The following is a 20577-nucleotide window of genomic DNA, read 5'->3' as shown; positions in this document are numbered from 1 at the left end:
CTGTCCGGATGATGAACAGGGCATGGCGATACAGGGCGCCCGTGGCATAGAAACACGTCATGTTCTGGGTCCTGCTTCTCCTCCTGGCCTGGGCGTTCGCCGGCACGGCCTGCACCCGGCTGTGCCTGGCCGCCGTACGCGCGGCGGCCGGGGACACGGACGCCACCACGCGGTCCGGGCATGAACTGACGCTGTACGAAGCGGCGTTCCTGTCCGGCGGCCCCGCGCGGGTCGCCGATGTGACCATGGTGTCCATGGCTCGCCAACGGCGGCTGCTGCTCGCGCACACCGGGTGGGCCACGGTGGTGGATCCGCGGGGCCGTGACGAGATGGAGCGGTCCGTCATAGGGGCGATCGGACCCGAGGGGCAGTCCCGGATCGCTCCGGTGCGGGCCGCCGCGGCCGGGGCCGAGGCCGTACGGCGGCTCTCCGACGGCCTGGTGCACGCCGGGCTCGCGGTGCCCGACGGTGCGCGGACGACCGTGGCGGCCGGGGTGCGCCAGGTGCGGGCCGCCGCGCTGGTCGTGCTCGCGCTGGGCCTGACCGCACTGCTGATGCCGGCCCAGACCGGCATGCCGCGCCTGCTCGTCGGCCTGTGGTTCGCCCTCCCCCTCACGCTCAGCCTGAGCTGTCTGGCCATGGCCCGGGTCGAGGCACACCCGTACTCGCGCTGGGCCTCCCCGGCCGGGCAGCGTCTGCTCGCGGCACTCGGCCCCCGCCGCAAGGCCGGGAACGGCGGCGACGAGAGGTCCTTCCTCACCTCCGTCGCCGTGCGCGGCATCCGCGCGATCGGCGAGCCGGAGCTGCGCGCCGCCTTCACCCACCGCGACCAGCCCTGGCGGGAGTGAAGCCGGACTCGGGGGGCGCATAAGGGGCATTGAGGGCGACACCGGCCGGATGGTGCTTGCCTTCACCGACAACCGACCGAAACATCCCTTTTGTTGTAGCCGGGCCGTGGCAGCCGTGCCATCGCCGCCGTGCACCGAAGGGATACGCGATGAGAGCTGCCGCCCTGTACTCGGCCGCCGGATCCTTGCTCCTGACTTCCCTGGCCGCGGCCCCCGCGGGCGGCGCGCCCGCCGTGCCGGCCACGGCCGGGCTGCGCGGGGCCGCGGTGGCCGCCGCCCGCGCCCACGCGGCCGGCATCGGCTTCGGCAAGTGCTCGGCCGTGCCGGACGCGCCGAGCAGCATGCAGTGCGGCACGGTGAGCGTCCCGCTGGACTACGCCCACCCCGACGGCGAGCAGATCAAGCTCACGGTCAGCCGGGTACGGGCCACCCACAAGGACCCCCACAACAGCAAGCGGAAGGTGCCCCGGCAGGGCGCGCTCGTCTACGACCCGGGCGGCCCCGGCGCGTCCGGCATGCTCTTCCCGCTGGTCGGCAGGCTGCCCGAGTGGAAGCGGATCGCCGCCGCCTACGACCTGGTCGGCTACGCACCGCGCGGAGTGGAGCGCTCGGCGCCGCTGTCCTGCGTGGACCCCAAGCACTTCTTCAAGGCACCCAGCCAGTCGCCTTCGCACCCCTCCGAGCAGTACAAGAGCCGGCGCATCGCCGAGGCGAAGGCCTACGCGCGCGGCTGCGCCGAACGCTCCGGGAGCAAGCTGCAGTTCTACAACTCGCTCAACAACGCCCGCGACCTGGACGTCCTGCGGGCGGCGCTGGGCGAGAACCGGCTGACGTTCATGGGAGCGTCGTACGGCACCTACTTCGGCGCGGTGTACGCGACGCTGTTCCCCTCGCACGTGCGGCGCATGGTGCTGGACTCGGCGGTGAACCCGGCCCCGGAGAAGGTCTGGTACCGCAACAACCTGGACCAGTCGGCCGCGTTCGAGGACCGCTGGGCGGACTTCCGCGAGTGGATCGCCCGGCACGACGACGTGTACCGGCTCGGCGACACGGCGGCGAAGGTGCAGCACAGTTACGACACCGCGCGCACCCGGCTGACCGCGAAGGCCGCTGGCGGGAAGGTCGGTCCGGAACAGCTGCAGAGCGCGTTCCTCAGCGCCGGGTACTACGACGAGTTCTGGCCGAGCCGGGCCGCCGCGCTGTCGGCCTATCTGAAGGGCGACGCGAAACCGCTGGTCCAGCTGGCCGCACCGAGCCCGCAGACGGCCGCCGAGGCGGAGAACAGCGGCGCGGTCTACACGGCCGTCGAGTGCAACGACGCCTCCTGGCCGACGGACTGGAAGGTGTGGGACCGCGACAACACGCGGCTGGCACGCGTGGCGCCGTTCGAGACCTGGGACAACGCGTGGATGAACCTGCCGTGCGCCTACTGGCCGGCGCCGCGGCAGCGGCCGCTGGACGTGCGGACCGGTCCGGGTGAGCTGCCGCCGGTGCTGATCCTGGCGGCCGAGCGGGACGCGGCGACGCCGTACGCCGGCGCGCTGGAGATGAACCGGCGGCTGTCCGGCTCGGTGCTGGTGACCGAGCGGGACGCGGGCACGCACGGGATCGGGGGCGGCCAGAACAACTGCGTCAACGCGCATCTGGACGCCTACCTGCTGGACGGCCGCCTGCCGGGGCGGCGCGCGGCCTGCGCACCGCACCCGGAGCCGAGGCCCGAGGCCCCGGCGAGCCGTGCCCACAAGCGGTCCCTGCGGGACGCGCCCAAGGGCAAGAGCGCCTAGGCGAGCCCGGCGACCAGCTCGGCCACCGACTTGCGGCGCCCGGTGAAGAAGGGAACCTCTTCACGGACGTGCATGCGGGCCTCGGAGGCGCGCAGGTGACGCATGAGGTCGACGATGCGGTACAGCTCGTCGGCCTCGAAGGCGAGGAGCCACTCGTAGTCGCCGAGGGAGAACGAGGCGACCGTGTTGGCGCGCACGTCCGGGTAGCCGCGGGCCATCTTGCCGTGGTCCGCGAGCATCCGGCGGCGGTCCTCGTCGGGCAGCAGGTACCAGTCGTAGGAGCGCACGAACGGGTAGACGCTCACGTAGTTGCGGGGCGTCTCGTCGGCGAGGAACGCCGGGATGTGCGAGCGGTTGAACTCGGCGGGGCGGTGCAGCGCCATGTTCGACCAGACCGGCTCCAGGGCGCGGCCCAGCTTCGTACGGCGGAAGAGGTTGTACGCCTCCTGGAGCTGGTCGCTGGTCTCGGCGTGCCACCAGATCATGAGGTCGGCGTCGGCGCGCAGACCGGAGACGTCGTAGGTGCCGCGGATCGTCACGTCCTTGGCGGCGAGCTGGTCGAACAGCTCCTGGACCTCGTCGGCGTAACCCGTGCGGTCCTCGGGCAGCACGTCCTTCAGCTTGAAGACCGACCACAGGGTGTAGCGGATGACCTCGTTGAGGTCCTTGGCCAGCTTGCCCTTGTTCGGGATCCTGCCGGACTCGGTGATGGGGGCATCGTCACTCATGGTCCCTATTCTCCCGCTCCGCCGTGCAGGCTCTGCACCGGGTTGGCCGTCAGCTCCCGGACCGCGCCCAGGTCGCCGCCCAGCTGGTCCACCGCCGCGTACGCGCTCGCGATGCACGCCGGGATGCCGACGCCGTCGTACTGCGCCCCGCACACGGCGAGACCCGGCAGCTTGGCGACGTGCTCGCGGACACGGGCCACCCGCGTGTGGTGGCCGACCGGGTACTGGGGCAGGCCGTCCGTCCAGCGGGTGACGCGGGACTGGAGGGGGACGGCGTCCAGGCCGGTGGCCTCGCGCAGGTCGTGCCGGGAGATCTCGACCAGCTCGGCGTCCTCGCGCCGGAGGACCTCGGTCTCACGATGGCGCCCGACGGAGGTGCGCAGCACGACCGTGTCCGGGTCCTCCTCGGCGATCCAGCCCCACTTCTGGGAGGCGAAGGTCGAGGCCTTGACGGTGCGCCCGTCGACCGGCGGCACGAGGAAACCGCTGCCTTCGGGGAGGGAGAGGCCGGCACGCCGGTAAGCGAGGGTGATCAGCGCCATGGAGGCGTACTCGACGGCCCCCAGCTCGGCCGCGGCCGCCGGGGACTCGGCCCGCAGCAGTGCGGCGGCGGCCGGCGCGGGTACGGCGATGATCACCGCGTCGGCGGCCAGCGCACGCCCGCCCGCGGTGACCCGCCAGCCGCCGGACGCCTCCCGGCGCAGCCCGGTGACCGGTGTCCCGGTCAGGATCTCGCCGCCGTGCGCCCGCACCGACCCGGCGACCGCGAGCGGCAGCCGGCCCACTCCGCCCTCGATGCCCATGAAGACGGGCCCGGTCTGCTGCTGGGCGGCGGCCTTGGCCTGGATGTCGCGGACCGCCGCGGTGAGGGAGCGGTGGGCGCGGGCCGCCTGGAACAGCTGCGGGACGGCCGAGCGCATCGAGATGCGGTACGCGTCGCCCGCGTACACGCCGCCCAGCAGTGGCTCGACCAGGCGGTCCACGACCTCGCGGCCGAGCCGTGCCGCCACGTACTCCCCGACGGCCACGTCGTCGCCGATCTCCGTGCGGGGCAGTTCCGCGTCGCGCCCGATACGGGCCAGGCCCTCGTCGGACAGGACTCCGCTCAGCGCGGCGGCGGTGCCGGGGACGCCCATCACATGGCCCTTGGGCATCGGGCGCAGGGCACCGCGGGTCCAGATCGAGGCGCTCGCGGTGGCCGGCGGCTGGAGCTTCTCGGCGAGGCCGACCTCGCGCGCGAGGGACACGGCCTCGGGGCGGCGGGCCAGCATCGACTCGGCGCCCAGGTCGACCCGCACGCCCGCGATCTCGCCGGGCAGCAGCTTGCCGCCGACCCGGTCGGAGGCCTCCAGGACGGTCACGCGCATCCCCCGGCCGAGCAGCCGGTGGGCGGCGGCCAGCCCGGCGATACCGGCTCCGATGACGACGACGTGCCCCGTGCTCGTACCCGTTGCGCTCATGTCCCCACTCTCTCAGACCCCACCGACACTCCCGCCCCGGCCCGGTGTCCGCGACGAGTCCCGACCGTGACCGCATCGGGATCTCCGCCGCCAAACGTCCCCGGCCGCCCCGGCGTCGAAGGAGCGTCACAGAACACCGTCCTCGGGGGGTACCGCCGATGCGCACATCACGTTCCGTACGACCTGTCCGGTTGCTGACCGGCGTCCTGCTCGCCGCCTCGCTCGCGCTCGCGGGATGCAGCGGCGCGGACGGCCGGGGCGACTCCTCGGCGAAGGCCGCCGGGGACGCCGGGGCGCCGCAGGCGGCCGCCGGCAAGGGGGGCGACGCCGGGTCCGCCCGCCGGACACCCGAGCTCACGCCGAGCGCCATCATCCGCACCGCCTCCCTGACCATCGAGGTCAAGGACGCCGCCAAGGCCCTGGCAAAGGCCCGTACGACCGCCGAGGGCGCGGGCGGCTACATCGGCCAGGAGACCACGAGCCGGGACTCCGGCGGGCACGAGCGGACGCGGGTCGTGCTGCGCGTGCCCACCGCGCGGTACGACGAGGTCCTCGCCGGCCTGCAGGGCACCGGCAGGCTCGTCGGGCGCACCGCGAAGGCGGTCGACGTCACCGACCAGGTCGTGGACGTGGACAGCCGGATCGCGTCGCAGCGGGCGAGCGTGCACCGGATCCGCGCGCTGATGGACCGGGCGTCCAGGCTGAGCGATGTCGTCGACCTGGAGGGAGAACTGAGCAGCCGTGAGGCGGACCTGGAGTCCCTGCTGGCACAGCAGGCGTCCCTGAAGGACCGCACGAGCCTCGCGACGATCACCCTGTCGCTGTTTGAGAAGCCCGTGCACAAGGCTGCCGCCAACGACACGCCCGGCTTCACGGACGCCCTGTCGGGCGGCTGGCACGTGCTGGTCACCATGCTGGTCTGGATCGCCCTGGCCCTCGGCGCGGTCCTGCCGTTCGCCGCGCTCGCGACGCTGCTGACGCTGCTGTGGCTGCGGGTGGTGCGCCCGCGTCTGCCGCGCCGCACGGCGCCCGCTCCCGCGGCGGCGCCGGGCCCGCTGCCGCAGGCGCGCCCCGCGCCGGACTCCTCCCGCGAGCCCGGCCGGGACTGAAATGCCCCGGCCCCGTAGCGTGTTCACATGAACATGAGCGGCAGGCAGGGCGGCAGGGAACGGCTGGTCGTGATCGGCGGCGACGCCGCGGGCATGTCCGCGGCGTCACAGGCCCGCCGGCTCCGCTCACCCGGCGAGCTGGAGATCGTGGCCTTCGAGCGCGGCCACTTCAGCTCCTACTCCGCGTGCGGGATCCCGTACTGGGTGGGGGGCGACGTCCCCGAGCGGGACCGGCTGGTGGCCCGCACCCCCGAGGAGCACCGCGCGCGGGACATCGATCTGCGGATGCGCACGGAGGTCACGGAGATCGATGTGGCGGGCGCCCGGGTACGCGCGCGTGACGTCGCATCCGGGGAGGAGTCCTGGACGTCGTACGACAAGCTCGTGATCGCGACCGGCGCCCGCCCGATCCGCCCGGACATGCCGGGCGCGGACGCTCCGGGAGTGCACGGCGTGCAGACGCTCGACGACGGCCAGGCGCTGCTGGACTCGCTGGCACGCACGCGTGGCCGTCGCGCGGTGGTCGTCGGCGCGGGCTACATCGGTGTGGAGATGGCCGAGGCGCTGATCAACCGCGGCTACGAGGTGACGGTCGTGAACCGGGGCGGCGAGCCGATGTCCACGCTCGATCCCGACATGGGCCTCCTGGTGAACCGGGCCATGGAGGACCTGGGCATCACCATGGTCAACGGCGCCGAGGTCACCAAGGTCCTCACCGGGCAGGACGGGCGGGTGCGCGCGGTGGCCACCGAGGACGCGGAGTATCCGGCGGACGTCGTGGTCCTCGGCATCGGCGTGCGTCCGCAGACGGCGCTCGCCGAGGCGGCGGGCCTCCCCCTCGGCACCCACCGCGGCCTGCTCACCGACCTCGCCATGCGCGTGCGCGGCCACGAGAACATCTGGGCGGGCGGCGACTGTGTCGAGGTGCTGAACCTGGTCTCCGGCCAGGAGCAGTACGTCCCGCTCGGCACCCACGCCAACAAGCACGGCCAGGTCATCGGGACCAACGCCGGCGGCGGTTACGCGACCTTCCCGGGCGTCGTCGGCACGGCGGTCAGCAAGGTCTGCGACCTGGAGATCGCCCGTACCGGCCTGCGCGAGAAGGACGCCCGCCGCGTCGGCCTCCGGTACGAGGCCGTCACCGTCGAGTCGACCAGCCGCGCCGGCTACTACCCCGGTGCGGCCCCCATGACGGTCAAGATGCTCGCCGAGCGCCGCACCGGCCGTCTGCTCGGCGTGCAGATCGTCGGCAGGGAGGGCGCGGCCAAGCGCGTCGACATCGCGGCGGTGGCCCTGACCGCGCAGATGACGGTGGAACAGATGACGGCCCTGGACCTGGGTTATGCCCCGCCGTTCTCCCCGGTGTGGGACCCGGTACTGGTGGCGGCGCGAAAGGCGGTGGCGAAGGTGCGCCGGACGGGCCCGTGACGCCCCTATGCCGTCCCGCTGATCCGCGGCAGGGAGGTCACACCGGGGCTCGACGTGACGGCCGCGGGCTGCTCCCCGGCCGGCTTCGCATGGGACGCGGAGGGCCGGGTCGACCGCAGCCGGTAGCTCACCGCCTCGTCCAGCGTCACGGGCCGCTGCATCTGCGAAGCGAGCCGCCCGGCCTCCTGGCCGAGCCTCGCGACGTCCTCCCAGGGAAGCCGCACGACCAGAGAGATCTCCGCCTCCCCGTCGGGCAGAGCATGCATCGGTGAAACCTGCGGAGCACTCATCGCCTGATCCTCACGTCGGTTGCAGGAGGATACGCACGCCCGCACCGGGCCGTTCACCGGTTCGCGTGGCGCGTCGCGGGCACTACTCCTGTGTGGTCATCCCCGTCCATGACGTGAACCCGGTACGCCGTACGCCCTATGTGACGTACGCGCTCATCGCCGCCAACGTCCTCGTCTTCCTCGCCACCCCGGGCATAGCCGGCTCGGTGGCGGGAAGCAGCGATCTGGCGCAGCTGTGTCATCTCCAGGCGTTCACGGACCACTACGCGGCGGTCCCACGGGAGCTGATCCACCATCAGATGCCGCACCTGGTGCCGACCGGCGACGTGGGCGTGGGCCCGCGGGGGCCGGGCTGCGTGGTGGGACCGCCCGGCTACGACAAGTCCCCCGCCCTGTCCGTGTTCACGGCGATGTTCCTGCACGGCAGCTGGCTGCACCTGCTGGGCAACATGCTCTTCCTGCTGATCTTCGGCAACAACGTCGAGGACCGGATGGGGCACATCCGCTACTTCCTCTTCTACGTCGTGTGCGGCTATGCGGCCGGCTACGGCTTCGCGCTCCTGAACGACGCCTCGGGCGAGCCGCTGATCGGCGCGTCCGGAGCGATCGCCGGCGTACTGGGCGCCTATCTGGTGCTGTATCCGACGGCCAGGGTCTGGGTCCTCGTGCCGTTCCTGGTCTTCCTGCCGCTCAGGCTGCCCGCCTGGCTGGTGCTGGGCTTCTGGTTCGCGCTCCAGGCGGTGTACTCCTCGGGGCACGGCGTCTCCGGCGCGGGCACGGTCGCGTACGCGGCGCACGTGGTGGGCTTCGTGGCGGGCATGCTGCTGGCCTGGCCGCTCAAGCCCGGCACGCCGCCCCCGCCGGATCCGGGCCGCCTGCTGTTCGGCAGGCGGGCCCGGCCCCGTCAGGTGTGGTGAGCGGGTCCGCTCAGCGGGCGCTGTGCGTGTGGACGTACTCCACGAGCCGGGTCAGCGCGTCCGGGTCGGTGTTCGGCATGACGCCGTGGCCGAGGTTGAAGACGTGGCCCTCCAGGCCGGCGGCCGCGTCGAGGACCTCGCGGGCCCGGACCTCGACGGTGTCCTTGTCGGTGAACAGGACGGTCGGGTCGAGGTTGCCCTGCAGCGCCTTGCCGGGGCCGACCCGGCGGACGGCCTCGTCCAGCGGGATGCGCCAGTCGACGCCGACGACGTCGGCACCGGCCTCGCCCATGAGCTTCAGCAGCTCACCGGTGCCGACACCGAAGTGGATGCGCGGGACGCCGTACCCCGCGACGGCCTCGAACACCTTCGCCGAGGAGGGCATGACCGAGCGCCGGTAGTCGGCCGGCGCCAGTGCGCCGACCCAGGAGTCGAAGAGCTGCACGGCCGAGGCGCCCGCCTCGATCTGCACCTTCAGGAAGGCGGCGGTGATCTCGGCGAGACGGTCCAGCAGGTCGGCCCACAGCTCGGGGTCGCCGTACATCATTGCCTTGGCGTTCTCGTACGTGCGGGACGGACCGCCCTCGACCAGGTAACTCGCGAGAGTGAAAGGCGCGCCCGCGAAACCGATCAGCGGGGTGGCGCCCAGCTCGCGGGTGAGCAGGCCGATCGCCTCGGTGACGTAGGGGACGTCCTCGGGGGTGAGGTCGCGCAGCCGGGCGAGGTCGGCGCGGGTGCGGACGGGCTGCGCGACGACCGGGCCGACGCCGGGCTTGATGTCGAGGTCGATGCCGATGGCCTTGAGCGGGACCACGATGTCGCTGAAGTAGATCGCCGCGTCCACGTCGTGGCGGCGCACCGGCTGGAGCGTGATCTCGGTGACCAGCTCGGGCCGCATGCAGGACTCCAGCATGGGGATGCCCTCGCGCACCTTGCGGTACTCCGGCAGGGAGCGGCCGGCCTGGCGCATGAACCACACGGGGGTGTGCGGCACGGGCTCGCGCCTGCACGCCTTGAGGAAGGCGCTGTCGTACGTCGCTGTCGGCTGCTGGCCCGTAGGGGTGTCGTTGGCGGTCACGGGGAAAGTCTCGCACGACCCCGGCGGGCGGCACGCAGCCCGCCCGGCGCCTGCCGACAGGGCCCGTCCGGGCCGGGGCCGGGGGTCCGCGGGCGGCGCCCCCCGACGGCACGGCGCATCCGGTGCGGGGTGTCTAGGCCAGCACCGAGCGCCAGTTCCCCTTACTCTTCCGCCATGGCTGCGGCTCAAGGACGAACGTCGGACAGTACGGACGGAATGGACGACGACAAAAAGACCGGGGAGGCGGACCGGCATCCGGAGAGTACGACTCCGCCGGCGTTCCGGGCCGCGGTGGAAGCCCTGCGCAGTGCGCGGCTGCGGCCGCAGGTGGAGGTGGATCCGACGCCCGCCCCGCAGCGGCTCGCCCCGTTCGCGTACGCGCTGGAGGCCGTCGTGGTCGACGGCGACCAGGATCTCGCCGACGGGCGGCTGGTACTGCTGCACGACCCGGCCGGGCACGACGCCTGGCGCGGCACGTTCCGGCTGGTGACCCTGGTGCGCGCCGAGCTGGAGGCGGAGATGGCGGCCGATCCGCTGCTGCCCGAGGTGTGCTGGTCGTGGCTGACCGGCGCGCTGCAGGCGCGCGGGCTGACCTACGGCGAGCCGAGCGGCACCGTCACGCGCGCGAGTTCGCACTACTTCGGCGGACTGTCCGAGCGGCCGCCCGCCTCGCAGATCGAGATCCGCGCCTCCTGGACGCCTCGTGAGGGGCTCGGCGGGGTGCCGGACACCGCTGCCCACCTGGCCTCCTGGTGCGATCTGCTGGCCCAGGTCGGCGGGCTGCCCCCGGCCGGTCCCGGCGACGCCTCGGTGGTGACGCTCCCGCAGCGCAGGGGTCCGCAGTCCCGGTGACGTCATGACCGGTCAGGCCCGCTTAACCCTCGCGAACGCTCTATTGACCATCTCTTTGTCGATACGGCCACTTTCTGCACTCGAATCGCACCGGCCCGAACCGACTCGATCTTCGGATGATCGATCGCGTGTCCGAATTGCACGGATTGTTACTCACTAGATCGTGATCATTCTCTAAAGGCGGACGGGTTTGCTGCCGAAGACGACTGTGACCTTGAAAGCACGGTTCGTCCCGGCTTCTTCCCCAAAGCCGGCCCCGTCCCCCACCCAGGAGGCCTGGTGTCCGTTCTCCTCGAGCAGCCCGCAAGCCTGGTCGCCTACCGCCCGAACAAGCCGACCGCCATGGTGGTCGTGGCCGACCCGCGCGTCCGCTCCACCGTCACCCGCCACCTGTGGGCGCTCGGTGTGCGCGATGTCATCGAAGCCTCGTCCATCGCGGAGGCTCGTCCCCGCATCGGCAACCCCCGCGACATCTGCGTCGCCGACGTCCACCTGCCCGACGGCTCCGGCCTGACCCTGCTCTCCGAGACCCGCGCCGCGGGCTGGCCCAATGGGCTGGCGCTCTCCGCCGCCGACGACATCGGCGCCGTCCGCAACGCCCTGGCGGGCGGGGTCAAGGGCTACGTCGTCACCGGAACCCGGACGAACATCGGACTCCCCGCCCGGCCCGGCGCCACCCCCCTCGGCGCCGGCGCCCGGATGCACCGCCGCCCCCCGGGTGCCCCGAGCCACCCGGGCGGCTACCGGGAGCTGTCCGGACGCGAGGTCGAGGTGCTGCGGCTGGTCGCCGAGGGCCAGTCGAACAAGGCGATCGGCGTCTCGATGGGCCTGTCCGCACTGACCGTGAAGAGCCACCTGGCCCGGATCGCGCGCAAGCTCGGCACGGGCGACCGGGCCGGCATGGTGGCCGTCGCGCTGCGCACCGGAATCATCCACTGACCCTCGCCCGCCCCCACCGCCGGGCCGCTCGGCGGCAGCACCGGTTCACTCATGTGAACCCGGCCTTTCACCGGCCTGACTGGTTTACGACCCTCCGGCGCCCGTCGACGGAACGTTCCGGCGACGGGCGCCGTCCACTCACGGATACCCTTGACATGTGACCGACGCCCAAGACACCGCAGCAGACACTTCCCTGCGCTCCACCGGAGGCACTCCTCCGGACGACGCCGGAGGGTCTGTGACGGGGGCGCCGACTCCGCTGCTCGAACCCCGTGAGGGCATTCCGCCCGTGATCGCCGACGAGGCCACCCTCGCCGAGGTGATCGCCGCGTTCGCCGCCGGTTCCGGCCCCGTCGCCGTCGACGCCGAGCGCGCCTCCGGCTACCGCTACGGCCAGCGCGCCTACCTGGTGCAGCTGCGCCGCGAGGGGGCCGGCAGCGCGTTGATCGACCCCGTCGCCTGTCCCGACCTGTCGGGGCTCGGCGAGGCGCTGTCCGGCGTCGAATGGGTGCTGCACGCGGCCACCCAGGATCTGCCCTGTCTGCGCGAGATAGGCATGGTGCCGACCCTGCTGTTCGACACCGAGCTGGCCGGCCGGCTCGCCGGATTCCCCCGGGTCGGCCTCGGCGCCATGGTCGAGAGCGTCCTCGGCTTCGTCCTGGAGAAGGGCCACTCCGCCGTCGACTGGTCCACCCGCCCACTGCCCGAGCCCTGGCTGCGTTACGCCGCGCTGGACGTGGAACTCCTCGTCGACCTGCGCGACGCGCTGGAGAAGGAGCTGGACCGGCAGGGCAAGCTGGAGTGGGCGCGCCAGGAGTTCGACGCGATCGCCTCCGCGCCGCCCGCCGAGCCGCGCAAGGATCCCTGGCGCCGTACGTCCGGGATGCACAAGGTGCGGCGGCGCCGGCAGCTGGCCGTCGTCCGGGAGCTGTGGCAGACACGCGACCTGATCGCCCAGCGACGGGACGTGTCGCCGGGCAAGGTCCTCAGTGACGCCGCCATCGTGGAGGCGGCGCTCTCGGTTCCTGCCAACGTGCACGCGCTCGCGGCGCTGAACGGCTTCGGGCACCGGACGAGCCGCCGGCAGCTGGAGCAGTGGCAGGCCGCGGTGGATCGCGCGAGGACCCTGACCGAGTCGCAGTTGCCCCAGCCGGGGCAGCCCGTCACCGGGCCGCCGCCGCCGCGGGCCTGGGCCGACAAGGACCCCGCCGCCGCGGCTCGGCTGTCTGCCGCCCGGGCCGGGGTCTCGGCGCTGGCCGAGCAGCTCAACATGCCTCAGGAGAACCTGATCTCTCCGGACACGGTGCGGCGGGTCTGCTGGGAGCCGCCGTCCGCGGACGCGCAGGCCGTGGGGGTCGCGCTGGCGGGCTACGGCGCGCGGGTGTGGCAGGTGGAACAGGTGACGGAGGTACTGGTCGCTGCGCTGGCGGGCGCCGACGCCTGACGGCCGCGGCGCGGCGCTCGGCCGACGGCGCCTGTATCGCCGCGGCGCTCGGCCGACCGCGCCTCACCGCCGTGGCGCCTTCGCACGCCGGGCGACTGCGGGCCGTTCGCGGCCGGTCGCGCAGTTCCCCGCGCCCCCCTTGGAGCGCGCCGGCGCCGGTATCGCCACGGCACTCAGCCGGCCACGCCTCACCGCCGTGGCGCCTTCGCACGCCGGGCGACTGCGGGCCGTTCGCGGCCGGTCGCGCAGTTCCCCGCGCCCCTTTGGAGCGCGCCGGCGCCTGTGTCGCCACGGCGCTCGGTCGATCGTGACCCTTTGGGGTGCGTCGGGGTGCTGTCGGGTGGGCCGAGGGAGGGGGAGAGCGGCGGTGAGATCTCGCCAAGATCCTGGGCGGGACCGGTGTGACGTTCGCCGCTCCCCCCACCAGGACTGTGCAGCTACGTTACTCATAAGTAGCATGGGCCTGAGCGCGCGCTCAGCGGTTGCGCGTCGCAGCAGTGCCATCCCGCACCCTGGAGGAGAGCCATCGTGCCTCGTACCGTCAGGGACGTCGTCTTCGTAGACGGCGTCCGCACCCCGTTCGGCAAGGCGGGCCCGAAGGGCATCTACCACGAGACCCGCGCCGACGACCTCGTCGTGAAGGCGATCCGGGAGCTGCTGCGCCGCAACCCCGGTCTGGACCCGAAGAAGATCGACGAGGTCGCCATCGCCGCGACCACGCAGATCGGTGACCAGGGTCTGACCCTCGGTCGTACGGCCGGCATCCTCGCCGGTCTCCCGCAGTCGGTTCCCGGCTACTCGATCGACCGCATGTGCGCCGGCGCCCTGACCGCCGTGACCAGCACGGCCGGTTCGATCGCCTTCGGTGCCTACGACGCCGTCATCGCCGGCGGCGTGGAGCACATGGGCCGCCACCCGATGGGCGAGGGCGTGGACCCGAACCCGCGCTTCGTGAGCGAGAAGCTGGTCGACGAGTCCGCCCTCTTCATGGGCATGACCGCGGAGAACCTGCACGACCGCTACCCGCAGATCACCAAGCTGCGCGCCGACGAGTACGCGGTGCGCTCGCAGGAGAAGGCCGCCAAGGCGTACGCCAACGGCAAGATCCAGCAGGACCTGGTGCCGATCTCGGTGCGCCGCACCAGCCCCGAGGCCGGCGAGACGGGCTGGGGCCTGGTCACGGCCGACGAGCCGATGCGCCCGGGCACGACCCTGGAGAACCTGTCGGGTCTGAAGACGCCGTTCCGCGTCCACGGCCGGGTCACGGCGGGCAACGCGGCCGGTCTGAACGACGGCGCCACCGCCTCGATCATCGCGAGCGAGGACTTCGCCCGCGAGAACGACCTGCCGGTCAAGATGCGCCTGGTCTCCTACGCCTTCGCGGGCGTCGAGCCCGAGGTCATGGGCTACGGCCCGATCCCGGCCACGGAGAAGGCCCTCGCCCAGGCGGGTCTGTCCATCTCCGACATCGGCCTGTTCGAGATCAACGAGGCCTTCGCCGTCCAGGTGCTGGCCTTCCTGGACCACTACGGCATCGCGGACGACGACGAGCGCGTCAACCAGTACGGCGGCGCGATCGCCTACGGTCACCCGCTGGCCTCCTCCGGCGTCCGGCTGATGACGCAGCTGGCCCGCCAGTTCGAGGAGCAGCCGAGCGTCCGCTACGGCCTGACCACCATGTGCGTCGGCTTCGGCATGGGCGCGACGGTCATCTGGGAGAACCCGCACTTCGAGGGGGACAAGTGAGCACCACCGCTGAGCTTTTGAAGGGTGCGGCCGAGCTGTTCCCCGACGAGGTCGTGACGTCGGCGCACGTGCGCCACTTCGACCTCCCGTTCGGCGCCGGGCGCTTCGCGCTCATCACGCTGGACAACGGCCTGGACCACACCAAGCCGACCACCTTCGGACCGGCCTCGCTGGCGAACCTCAACGCCGCCGTCGACCAGGTCGAGAAGGAGGCGGCCGAGGGCACGATCGTCGGTGCCGGTGTCACCGGCAAGCCGTTCATCTTCGCGGTCGGCGCCGACCTCAAGGGCGTCGAGCTGCTGAAGAACCACGAGGACGCGCTGGCCATCGGCAAGGGCGGCCACGAGGTCTTCAAGCGCCTCGCGGGCCTCGCGGTCCCGACCTTCGCCTACTACAACGGCGCGGCGATGGGCGGCGGCGTCGAGGTCGGCCTGCACTGCACCTACCGCACGGTGTCGAAGGCCATCCCGGCGTTCTCCCTGCCCGAGGTCTTCCTGGGCCTGGTCCCGGGCTGGGGCGGCTGCGCCCTGCTGCCGAACCTGATCGGTGCCGACAAGGCCGTCTCGGTCATCATCGAGAACAGCCTGAACCAGAACAAGCAGCTCAAGGGTCAGCAGGTCTTCGACCTCGGCATCGCGGACGCGATCTTCGAGGGTGCCGACTTCCTGGAGCAGTCGCTGATCTGGACCGCGAACGTCCTCAAGGGCGACATCGAGGTCGAGCGTCCGGTGATCGACCGCGGCGAGGCCTGGGACCAGGCCGTCGCCAAGGGCCGCTTCATCGCGGACGGCAAGGTGCACGGGGCCGCCCCGGCCGCCTACCGTGCGCTGGACATCATCGCGGCCGCCAAGAACGGCGACCTGCAGCAGGGTTACGACGCCGAGGACCAGGCGCTCGCCGACCTCATCATGGGCGGCGAACTGCGCTCCGGCATCTACGCGTTCAACCTGGTGCAGAAGCGCGGCAAGCGTCCCGCGGGCGCCCCGGACAAGAACCTGGCCCGCCCGGTCACCAAGGTCGGCGTCGTCGGCGCCGGTCTGATGGCCAGCCAGCTCGCGCTGCTCTTCCTGCGCCGCCTGGAGGTGCCGGTCGTGCTGACCGACATCGACCAGGAGCGCGTCGACAAGGGTGTGGGCTACGTCCACGCCGAGATCGACAAGCTGCTCGGCAAGGGCCGGATCAACCAGGACAAGGCCAACCGCCTCAAGGCGCTGGTGTCCGGTGTGCTGGACAAGGCCGAGGGCTTCTCCGACGCGGACTTCGTCATCGAGGCCGTGTTCGAGGAGATCGGCGTCAAGCAGCAGGTGTTCGCGGAGGTCGAGGCGGTCGCCCCGGCGCACGCGATCTTCGCCACCAACACCTCCTCCCTCTCCGTGTCGGAGATGGCGTCGAAGCTGCAGCACCCCGAGCGGGTCGTGGGCTTCCACTTCTTCAACCCGGTCGCCGTCCTGCCGCTCCTCGAGATCGTCCGCGGCGAGAAGACGGACGACGCCTCGCTCGCCACCGCGTTCGCCGTGGCCAAGAAGCTGAAGAAGACCGCGGTCCTCACCAAGGACGCCCCGGCGTTCGTCGTGAACCGCATCCTGACCCGCTTCATGGGCGAGATCCAGAACGTCATCGACGAGGGCACCCCGGTCGAGGTCGCCGAGAAGGCGATCGAGCCGCTCGGTCTGCCGATGTCCCCGCTGGTGCTCCTCGAACTGGTCGGCCCGGCGATCGGCCTGCACGTCTCGGAGACCCTCAACCGGGCCTTCCCGGACCGCTTCACGGTCTCCCCGAACCTCGCCGCCGTCGTCAAGGCGGGCAAGCGCGGCTTCTACGTCTACGACAGCGGCAAGCCGGAGCTGGACCCGGAGGTCGCCGCGCTGCTCAAGCAGGGCGATGTCGTCCTGACCGAGGAGCAGGTGCGGGCCCGGGTGCTCGACGCGGTGGCGCAGGAGATCGGGCTCATGCTCGAGGAGGGCGTCGTCGCCGAGGCCCAGGACATCGACCTGTGCCTGATCACGGGCGCCGGCTGGCCCTTCCACCTGGGCGGCATCACGCCGTACCTGGACCGCGAGGGTGTCTCGGAGCGCGTGAACGGCAAGAAGTTCCTGGCCCCTGGCGTGGCCAGCGTCCCGCAGTAAGGGCCTGCGTACGGTCCTGCGATGCCCGGCACACCGAACGGTGTGCCGGGCATCGGCGTGTCAGGGTTCGGACCGCAGGGCGTCCTCGACATGGACGACGTGCAGTTCCCTGCCGTCCCGGTCGCGCTTGGACCGTCCGTGGATCCCGACCGCCAGGTGCGAGGGGTCCTCGGACTCGTCGAGGGCGACGAAGGTGACGACGTCCGGGTGATGGCCGGTCACCAGCCAGCCCTCGCCGCTGTTGAGCTCCAGTACCCGGAAGTCGCCCGCCGGACCGCCCACCTCGACGGGGCCGAACTCGCGCAGGATCCCGGTGGCCCGGTCGGCGAGCGGCCCCTCGGCCGCCTCCACCAGCACACAGGTGCCGTGCTCGTAGAGCACCCACGATTTTCCGGAGTCGCTGAGGAGACGCCGCCAGGCGTCTATGAGTGTCTCGGTGTCCACGTCGGCCATCATCGCGCACTCACAGCTGCCGCCACGCCTCCAGCGCCAGCCCCGGCTCGTCCTTGCGCCGGGTCAGCAGGAGCCGGCCGGTCGACGGGGACAACGTTGCCGCCACGACCCGGCCGTCCTCGTCCACGGCCAGCGACACCAGCGCGTCCACCGGCAGCTGCGGGCCCGACTCGGTCCACCAGGCGCCCGCCGACTCCAGCTCGGTGGGATACGCGGCGAAGGCCACCCGGCCGCTCGCCGAACGCTGGGCCAGCAGGGTGCAGTCGTGGCCGTCGAGGTCGCAGCGCACGGCCGTGACCGGGCCGGGACCCGCCGAGGGCAGCACGGTGGCCGGCTTGCCGCCGGGGCGCCAGGCGCGCAGGTCGCCGGAGTCGTCGCAGTAGAAGACGGTCGTACTGTCGCGGGACGTGGCCAGGGCGTGCAGGCTGCCGGGGCGGACCGCGGTCTCCAGGGCCTCCTGCAGGACCGGCTCGGCGCCGGGCTCCTCCTGGCGCCAGTGCAGGATGGCCCCGGGGGCGGCCGCGTACAGCTCGACCCTGCCGGACTCCCCCGTCACCGCCGCCAGGCCGTCCCGGATCTCCCGGCCCTTCAGGTCGCGCCAGGGCTCCCAGCCGCCCTTCTCCTTCTGGGCCAGCAGGCTCACCCCGCCGTCGGCGCCGGGCACGAAGACATGGGCCCGGCCCTGGGCGTCCACGGCCACCGCGGGCCGCCCGGTACGGTCGCCCGTCCTGTTCGGGTGGCCGATCGGGCTCCAGTCCAGCGCCGCGAGGCGCGGGCGGAAGTGGGTGGAGTGGACCAGGCCGGACTCGCCCTTCTTCGTGGGCCGCCAGGAGACCAGATGGGCATAGCCGTCGGCGCCCCGGCCGACGGCCAGGACGGGGTGGAGTTTCTGGTCGCCGCCCACCTTGCGGGGGTCGGTCCAGGGGCCGCCGGGCCCGCGCTCCGCCCGGCACAGGACGGCGTCGCCCGACAGCTGGTAGACACTGAGCCGGCCGTCGCGGCCGCGCATGAGCCAGTCGCCGTTCACCGGTTCACTCTAAGCCGCCCGCGAGGGACGCCGGAATCCTGCCCCCTCACCCGGCCCGTGGGACCCTTGGCCGTATGAACGACCCCCTCGGCCCCCCGGCCCCGGAAGGCCGCCTGCTGGTGATCGTCGACGGCGCGAACGTGGTCGGGTCGCGGCCCGACGGCTGGTGGCGGGACCGCAGGGGCGCCGCCGAACGGCTGCGGGACCGGCTGGCCGCCGCGGGGCTGCCGGGCCGGGACGGTGCCGTGGAGATCGTGCTCGTGGTGGAGGGCGCCGCCCGTGGCGTGGAGTCCGTGCCGGGGGTACGGGTGGAGTCCGCGCCCGGCAGCGGGGACGACCGGATCGTGGATCTGGCCGCGGAGCACCCCGGCCGCCCCCGCCTGGTGGTCACGGCCGACCGTGAGCTGCGGCGGCGGGTGACCGGACTGGGCGCGGAGGTGACCGGCCCGCGTGCGGTCCTCGGCTGAGCGCGCGGGGCCCGTCTCAGACGGAGTACGCCGCGATCAGGATGAAGAAGCTCGACGCACCGACGGCTCCGAGGACGGTTCCCGCGACGGCGGTCCACATGCGGCCGACGCCCCGGCGGGCGTAGTGCACACCCGCGAGGCCGAAGGTGACGGCGAGGGGCCCCGTGACGTACGAGACCCCGAGGAGAGCCGGCGTGAGGGAGGGCCATACGCCCGTGGCCGATATGGCGCCGAGGACGAGTGAGGTGGGGCCCAGCGCGACGGCAGGCGAGTCGTCGAGGCCGGGCCTGGGCGGTGTGGACATGCGATCCCCCAATTTGAACGTGTTCAAATCACTGCTGCGAGCATAGCAGCAGATCCGCCGGCACCCCGGGCAACTCCCCCTCAGCCGCCCGGAGTCCGGGCGTAGAGCACCGCCCCGTCCACGGTCGCCACCTCCTCGTAGCGCGCCTGCAGCAGCCGGCGCAGGCTCGGCACGCGGTCGGGGGCGTACGGCTTGCCGCACGAGTCGTCGACGACCAGGGCGGGGGCGTGCGCCGCCAGCTCCTCCCGGAAGACCGGCCAGGCTCCCTCGACCGCGTACTTCTCGCCGACCTGCGGGCCGTCGCGGCCGCCGCTGTAGTTGGTGAGCAGCCCGGCGGTGAGGTAGCGGGTGGCGGGGGTGCGGCCGGCCAGCCAGTACGTCTCCGGGTGCATGCCCCACACGAGGACCCGGTCGGCGGGCGCGGTGCGCTCGGTGAGGGCGGCCGCAAGGCGCTGGGCGTGGGCGAGTTCGGGACGCGGGGCGAGCAGGCCCCAGGCGAGGAACAGGGTGCAGCAGCAGGCCGAGGTGAGGACGGCGCCGGCCAGGCGTTCGCGGGGCGCCGTCCGCAGCGCGGCCGTGGCCAGCAGGGCCACGGGCGGGGTGAGCTGCAGGTAGTAGTGGCCGAAGAAGTGGAAGCCGAGGACGACGGCGACCGCCCCGGAGGCCAGCCACAGCCACAGGTCGGCCGGGCCGGCCCGGCCGGTGCGCAGGGACCGTACGACCGGCGGGATCAGACCCGTACAGGCCACGGCCAGGATCGCCGTGTTGGTCACCCCGCGGACGAGGACATGGAGTTCGGAGCCCGTGAAGGAGGCATAGGCGGCGGATCCGGTGACCGTCCAGAACAGGAATCCGGCGGGGTCGGTGACCAGGGCCGCGCACAGGACCGGTACGGCCAGACCGGCCGCCAGCCGCAGCACGCCCGCGCGCGGGGTCCCGGCGCGGTACAGCATCCAGGCGGCCGGCAGCAGCACCGCGCCGCCGGTCTGCTTGGCGAGGAAGGCACAGGCGACGGCGGTACCGGCCGCGCCCCAGCGGCCCCGGTCGGCGCACCACACGGCGGCCACCGTGCAGGGCAGTATGAACACCTCGAAGGTGGCGGCCTGGGCGTCCTCGGGGTTGAGGCCGACGGACACCAGCAGGTGCAGCACCGCGGCCGTACGGCCCGCCGTGTCGCCCCAGCGGCGCCGGGCCAGGGAGGCCAGCAGGACTGCGGTGAGCAGCTGCGCGAGGACGGCCAGCACCCGGACCGGGGTGAGCGAGCCGGAGCCGCAGACCGCGAAGGCCGCCTCGTACAGCCAGGGCACCAGCGGCGGCTTGCGGTCCACGACCGTCTCGTACAGCTGCCCGCCCTGCGCGAGGAGTCGTGCCTGTACGGCGAGATAGCCCTCGTCGGGGTTCCACAGCGGACGGACGAAGGACGGGGCCCGGGTGAGGCAGGCCAGGGCCGCGAGCGCGGGCAGCAGCCGCGTCCAGTACGCCGTCCGGGTGGTCACGGTCCGTGCGGGGGCGAGCGGGGCGGCAAGCATGGGCAGCACGCTATCCGGCCCCGCAGTCCTCACCCATCGGGACATACG

The 20577-nt window shown here is 72.8% G+C and carries 19 protein-coding genes; 11 read left to right on the top strand and 8 right to left on the bottom strand.

All coding sequences use genetic code 11. The features are described from left to right. Positions 1-59: 59 nt before the first annotated feature. Both ACZ7P3_RS33555 and ACZ7P3_RS33550 read left to right on the top strand, forming a co-directional pair. Entirely contained in the window at positions 60-848 is a 789-nt protein-coding gene (locus ACZ7P3_RS33555; RefSeq protein ID WP_472087432.1) for a TIGR04222 domain-containing membrane protein, read from the top strand. A gap of 149 nt (positions 849-997) precedes the next feature. Further along, the gene (locus tag ACZ7P3_RS33550; protein ID WP_472087430.1) at positions 998-2632 is read left to right on the top strand and encodes an alpha/beta hydrolase; all 1635 of its coding nucleotides are present in this window, start codon (positions 998-1000) and stop codon (positions 2630-2632) included. Here ACZ7P3_RS33550 and hemQ read toward each other — a convergent pair. Continuing rightward, a complete protein-coding gene (gene hemQ, locus ACZ7P3_RS33545; protein ID WP_472087429.1) occupies positions 2629-3360 on the bottom strand; it encodes a hydrogen peroxide-dependent heme synthase in 732 nt (243 codons plus the stop codon). The genes ACZ7P3_RS33550 and hemQ overlap by 4 nt on opposite strands. Positions 3361-3365: 5 nt before the next feature. Further along, the gene (gene hemG / locus ACZ7P3_RS33540; RefSeq protein WP_472087428.1) at positions 3366-4820 is read right to left on the bottom strand and encodes a protoporphyrinogen oxidase; all 1455 of its coding nucleotides are present in this window, start codon (positions 4818-4820) and stop codon (positions 3366-3368) included. A gap of 158 nt (positions 4821-4978) precedes the next feature. Here hemG and ACZ7P3_RS33535 point away from each other — a divergent pair, with 158 nt between their 5' ends. Both ACZ7P3_RS33535 and ACZ7P3_RS33530 read left to right on the top strand, forming a co-directional pair. Beyond that, a complete protein-coding gene (locus ACZ7P3_RS33535) occupies positions 4979-5929 on the top strand; it encodes a DUF4349 domain-containing protein (protein WP_472087427.1) in 951 nt (316 codons plus the stop codon). A 27-nt stretch (positions 5930-5956) separates the two neighbouring features. After that, on the top strand, positions 5957-7357 hold the full coding sequence (locus ACZ7P3_RS33530; protein WP_472087426.1) for an FAD-dependent oxidoreductase: 1401 nt from the start codon (positions 5957-5959) through the stop codon (positions 7355-7357). 5 nt (positions 7358-7362) lie between these two features. Here ACZ7P3_RS33530 and ACZ7P3_RS33525 read toward each other — a convergent pair whose 3' ends face one another. Beyond that, entirely contained in the window at positions 7363-7623 is a 261-nt protein-coding gene (locus tag ACZ7P3_RS33525) for a hypothetical protein (protein WP_472087424.1), read from the bottom strand. 116 nt (positions 7624-7739) lie between these two features. Between ACZ7P3_RS33525 and ACZ7P3_RS33520 the strand changes: the two genes are divergently transcribed. Then, complete coding sequence (locus ACZ7P3_RS33520) at positions 7740-8564, top strand: rhomboid family intramembrane serine protease (protein ID WP_472087569.1); 825 nt, start codon at positions 7740-7742, stop codon at positions 8562-8564. A 10-nt stretch (positions 8565-8574) separates the two neighbouring features. Here ACZ7P3_RS33520 and hemE read toward each other — a convergent pair whose 3' ends face one another. Then, positions 8575-9642, bottom strand: coding sequence for a uroporphyrinogen decarboxylase (gene hemE, locus ACZ7P3_RS33515; RefSeq protein WP_472087422.1), 1068 nt, complete (start codon positions 9640-9642; stop codon positions 8575-8577). 174 nt (positions 9643-9816) lie between these two features. Between hemE and ACZ7P3_RS33510 the strand changes: the two genes are divergently transcribed. The 5 genes from ACZ7P3_RS33510 to ACZ7P3_RS33490 all read left to right on the top strand — a co-directional run bounded on the left by ACZ7P3_RS33510 (position 9817) and on the right by ACZ7P3_RS33490 (position 16749). Beyond that, a complete protein-coding gene (locus tag ACZ7P3_RS33510) occupies positions 9817-10494 on the top strand; it encodes a DUF3000 domain-containing protein (RefSeq protein ID WP_472087420.1) in 678 nt (225 codons plus the stop codon). A 279-nt stretch (positions 10495-10773) separates the two neighbouring features. Further along, complete coding sequence (locus ACZ7P3_RS33505; RefSeq protein ID WP_066997320.1) at positions 10774-11433, top strand: response regulator transcription factor; 660 nt, start codon at positions 10774-10776, stop codon at positions 11431-11433. A gap of 157 nt (positions 11434-11590) precedes the next feature. Then, complete coding sequence (locus tag ACZ7P3_RS33500) at positions 11591-12877, top strand: ribonuclease D (protein ID WP_472087418.1); 1287 nt, start codon at positions 11591-11593, stop codon at positions 12875-12877. 528 nt (positions 12878-13405) lie between these two features. Further along, positions 13406-14623 carry a thiolase family protein gene (locus tag ACZ7P3_RS33495; protein ID WP_472087416.1) on the top strand — a complete coding sequence of 406 codons (1218 nt, stop codon included), beginning with the start codon at positions 13406-13408 and terminating at the stop codon, positions 14621-14623. Then, positions 14620-16749, top strand: coding sequence for a 3-hydroxyacyl-CoA dehydrogenase NAD-binding domain-containing protein (locus tag ACZ7P3_RS33490; RefSeq protein ID WP_472087414.1), 2130 nt, complete (start codon positions 14620-14622; stop codon positions 16747-16749). The genes ACZ7P3_RS33495 and ACZ7P3_RS33490 overlap by 4 nt, the downstream gene beginning before the upstream one ends. A 60-nt stretch (positions 16750-16809) precedes the next feature. Here ACZ7P3_RS33490 and ACZ7P3_RS33485 read toward each other — a convergent pair whose 3' ends face one another. Together ACZ7P3_RS33485 and ACZ7P3_RS33480 are read right to left on the bottom strand one after the other, a co-directional pair. Next, complete coding sequence (locus ACZ7P3_RS33485) at positions 16810-17202, bottom strand: hypothetical protein (RefSeq protein ID WP_472087568.1); 393 nt, start codon at positions 17200-17202, stop codon at positions 16810-16812. A 10-nt stretch (positions 17203-17212) separates the two neighbouring features. Next, positions 17213-18229: a DUF8189 domain-containing protein gene (locus ACZ7P3_RS33480; protein WP_472087412.1), complete on the bottom strand. Its 1017-nt coding sequence runs from the start codon at positions 18227-18229 to the stop codon at positions 17213-17215. A gap of 74 nt (positions 18230-18303) precedes the next feature. Here ACZ7P3_RS33480 and ACZ7P3_RS33475 point away from each other — a divergent pair, with 74 nt between their 5' ends. Further along, positions 18304-18696 carry a PIN domain-containing protein gene (locus tag ACZ7P3_RS33475; protein WP_472087410.1) on the top strand — a complete coding sequence of 131 codons (393 nt, stop codon included), beginning with the start codon at positions 18304-18306 and terminating at the stop codon, positions 18694-18696. A gap of 16 nt (positions 18697-18712) precedes the next feature. On the opposite strand, the gene ACZ7P3_RS33470 is transcribed toward ACZ7P3_RS33475, so the two are convergent. Then, positions 18713-19000 carry a hypothetical protein gene (locus tag ACZ7P3_RS33470; protein ID WP_472087408.1) on the bottom strand — a complete coding sequence of 96 codons (288 nt, stop codon included), beginning with the start codon at positions 18998-19000 and terminating at the stop codon, positions 18713-18715. Positions 19001-19080: 80 nt separating this feature from the next. Then, the gene (locus ACZ7P3_RS33465; protein ID WP_472087406.1) at positions 19081-20529 is read right to left on the bottom strand and encodes an ArnT family glycosyltransferase; all 1449 of its coding nucleotides are present in this window, start codon (positions 20527-20529) and stop codon (positions 19081-19083) included. Positions 20530-20577: the final 48 nt, after the last annotated feature.

Source organism: Streptomyces sp. NPDC107581, assembly GCF_055657175.1.
Note: the sequence above shows the minus strand (reverse complement) of the source record. Positions and strands in the feature narration are given on the sequence as shown.